The organism is Candidatus Poriferisodalis multihospitum, assembly GCF_028283155.1.
Taxonomy (GTDB): domain Bacteria; phylum Actinomycetota; class Acidimicrobiia; order Acidimicrobiales; family Poriferisodalaceae; genus Poriferisodalis; species Poriferisodalis multihospitum.
On sequence record NZ_JAPYOK010000002.1, the window covers coordinates 1 to 3260 of the forward strand.

Below are 3260 nucleotides of genomic sequence, written 5' to 3' on the forward strand. Positions count from 1 at the left end.
GTGATGACGAGGAACGCCTGTGCGACCAGATCGCGGCCTCGATACTCATGCCTCGTGACTGGACGAGGATGTTCGCCTCGAAGCCGCAGAATCTGAGCACTCTGCGGCTCATGAGCGAGCGCGCTCAAGTTTCGCTCAGCGCTGCTCTGGTCAGGAACCGTGAGACCAACCGCTGGCGCAAGTCGCTGCTTCGGTTCTCGCTTGACGAAGGTCGATGGCGATTTCAAGGGGCGTTCGGCGTGCCTGTCGAATGGCATCGCACAATCCGGTCAGCAGCGGCAACCCATGACGCCATCGACGCTGCGCCATTGCGCAGAGATTGGCACTGTGAATTGCCTCTTCGCGCCGACACGTATGAGTTGGCAGTGTCGGCACAGATCGATCGCCTGCGACGTACAGCGATCGCGTTGGCCGATCTAGACCGACCGTTGGCTCGGCTGCCCCAGCCGTCAGGAGCGAAGCCACGTTGACGAAGTCAGGCGCAGTGCACAGTCGAGTCAGCGCTCCCCCCGTGGACGCCGTCAGACCGCACGGCATCGACTCTCCAACCGAAGCTGGACTGGCTCAGCGCAGTATCTCCTCAGCGCAGCCGCTCTAGGACGGGTTCGAGATCATGGTCGGCAGACCACATCTTCTGGCGGAACGAGTGGGTCTTGCTAGACCGTTGGCACTTGGTTGCGATGGCGTCGATGAGCGCCCGCCGGATGTTGTAGTGACCGAATTCCTCCGCGAGGTCTTCGGCCCGGCGCCGACGATACGCCCGTGATTGAGCCCATGCGTGCGCAGCGGCGGCACGCACCGGCACCTGTTGTGCGGCGCAACTAGATGATCCAATGATGATCTCTTCGAGCCGCTGCCCGTTCGCCTTGCCCAGCCGGACTCGGGAGGCGGCCTCGCAGGCGTGCAGCTGAGCCGCTAAGCCGGCGTCTCCACGGTCAGCGGTCGCCTGCTCGACCAGCCAGTCTTGGTCGACCTCGTGGTGGGTCGGCCGGTTCTCAGATAGTTCGGCCATGTACCGCCCAACCTGTCTCGGCAGGTTCAACAGCACCGCCGGACAGTCGTGGATCTTCGGCAGAGCGCACGGGCTGCGTCGGTAGCGAAGGCTGCCCAAGCAGAACGACACGACCTTCCAGTTGGGTTGATCCTGACCCAGTTCTTCATCAAGAGCGACAACGAAGTGTCGCTCATCGCCAAAGAACGCTGGGTAGCCCTGCAGCGCCGAAACCGTTGGGTCCTGCACGGCTGACCACGCGCTGCCGTCAGCAACCGAGTGCTCTTCGTATTTCTCCGAATTCGGCTCCAGGCCGAGCGAGTCGAGGGCCGCGCAGTAAGCGTCATATGCGGAGGCGGTGGAGGCACCACTGCGGACGAAGATGAAGCTGTCGTCGGAGTAGCGCAGGTGGGCCAACCCGGCTTCGGCAAGGTCCCGATCCACGACACCAAGCACGAGACCAGCGATCAAGGCTGACGCCTCGGCACCGATCGGAAGCCCTCCGGGTGCACCTACTAGGACCAGTCCACGCAGCAGCTCCACAAGCGGGCCTATCCGTTTGGCATCGAGCCCCTGCGACACCAGCGCACGTTCGACGATCTCGGCACTGATGCTCGGATAGCAGCGCCGAATGTCGCACTTCACAAGCGTCGCGTACCGGCCTGAATCGATATGCGCCGAGGCGACATCCCGCAGGCACTGCCATGCATGATTGCTGGGTTCGATCTGCCAGCCCGGCGGACCACTTGCGAGCCGCGCTCCGAACGAATGGACATGGGCGCAGGACGCCGCCCCGACGAGAATCCGACCAGCTAGTAAGCGCAACTGCAGGTCGTCCAGCGGGTGCAGGTGGGCTAGTCGCCGCAGATCGTCCTTGCCAGGCTTTGGCAGCGGAAACCCGCACACAGCGCCCGGTACTCGACCCTCCGACGCTCGCCGGCAAAGCGCGTCGAAGGTCGCATCAGGTTGAGCTGCGAGGTCCTTCCACCCCAGCACATCGGGAATATCCCGCAGGCGGGAATACTCCTGGCCCGCCTGCACACTCGCCGTCACAGACTCACGCGACTGTCCGCTGTAGCTCAGCAATCCACTCGTCTCCATTACGTTTCCTTTCTTCGGGGCCACGTAAACCACATGGCCGTCATTTGATTCTGGCGCTCGATGGCCATCCGTCACCACCGACGGGAGCAGCGACAACAAAGGCAATTCGCCTTGGTGTCCTCTTCGTCAAGAGAGTCGTCAGCACGACGCCGGCCGCTGCTGTCAGGAACCGTCCGTGTCGAGCACGGCGGCCGGTGCGTCGGGTCGCAGTCCGAGCTTGTACTTCAGTTGCTCACCGGTGGCGTCGCGCGTGGAAGTCCTGGTGATGATGCTCTGACCCAAGACGCAGATGCCTTCCCATTCGGGGTTGTTCTTGCGCCAATCGACATCAGCTAGAGCGCCCAGCGCGTCAAGGCTGATGCCTTGCTCGCGGAGCGATGCCCCGACCTGGCCAAGCGCCCACAGCACGAGCGTGTACGACGACAGATACTCCTGGCGCGCATCAGCTGGGGTCTTCGTCCCGGCCGCAATCTCGGACCAAGGACTCACGACCTGTGTCAGTCGATTCCAGAAGTTGATGGCGTAGTCACGTGCATCGCTGACGACCGCTTCCTCGGCATTCTCAGAAATGTCACCCAACAGTTGGGTGTTGGCTCGTTGAAGGCCGGAGAGCGTGGCGAAGTTCTGGTTCCGCACCGAGAGCGATACACGCTCCTTGACGGTTCGTCCCCGGAACAGCGGAACAGCGTCGACGCAGTCCATCGTGATCTGATTGATGGGCAGACGATGGTCGTAGAGGATGTCCAGTGACTTGGAGGTCTTGTGGACGGTGCGGTTGAGGTCACTGAAGATCTGCTGGTTGCGCTGGGTGCCTCCGTCGGGCAGCAGGACTACCGAGATCGAGTCGGTCGCAAGCGTTGGGTCGTCGCGCAGGGCCTGAGCGATGCCAGCGATTCGATGTTGGCCATCGTTCACGATGTAGTCGGCATCGGGCGGCAAGTGGAGCACGCCGATGTCGCTGCCCGGCTCGACCGGCTCGAACTCGAACGAATTGACATCGACCGACACCGTGACAGCGGAGAAGATGTAGTCATCGTGGCTGAGGATGTAGTCGGCGATCTCGGGCACGCGCCGCTTCTTCAACTCCCGCTGAGTCCGATCCTCGGGGGGGAGGGCAGTCATGTCTTCGGGGTCGTAGACGAAGACCTTCACGACGATTCCGAATGGC

Annotated in this window: 2 protein-coding genes; both read right to left on the reverse strand. The window is 62.6% G+C overall.

Annotated features, from left to right (window positions below; translation table 11 throughout):
• Positions 1 to 580: 580 nt before the first annotated feature.
• On the reverse strand, positions 581 to 2044 hold the full coding sequence (locus VI480_RS00020) for an RNA-directed DNA polymerase (protein WP_323670757.1): 1464 nt from the start codon (positions 2042 to 2044) through the stop codon (positions 581 to 583).
• Between the two features lie 210 nt (positions 2045 to 2254).
• Positions 2255 to 3260, reverse strand: a 1006-nt coding sequence (locus tag VI480_RS00025) for a DNA sulfur modification protein DndB (RefSeq protein ID WP_323670758.1), incomplete at its 5' end; no start/stop codon positions are given.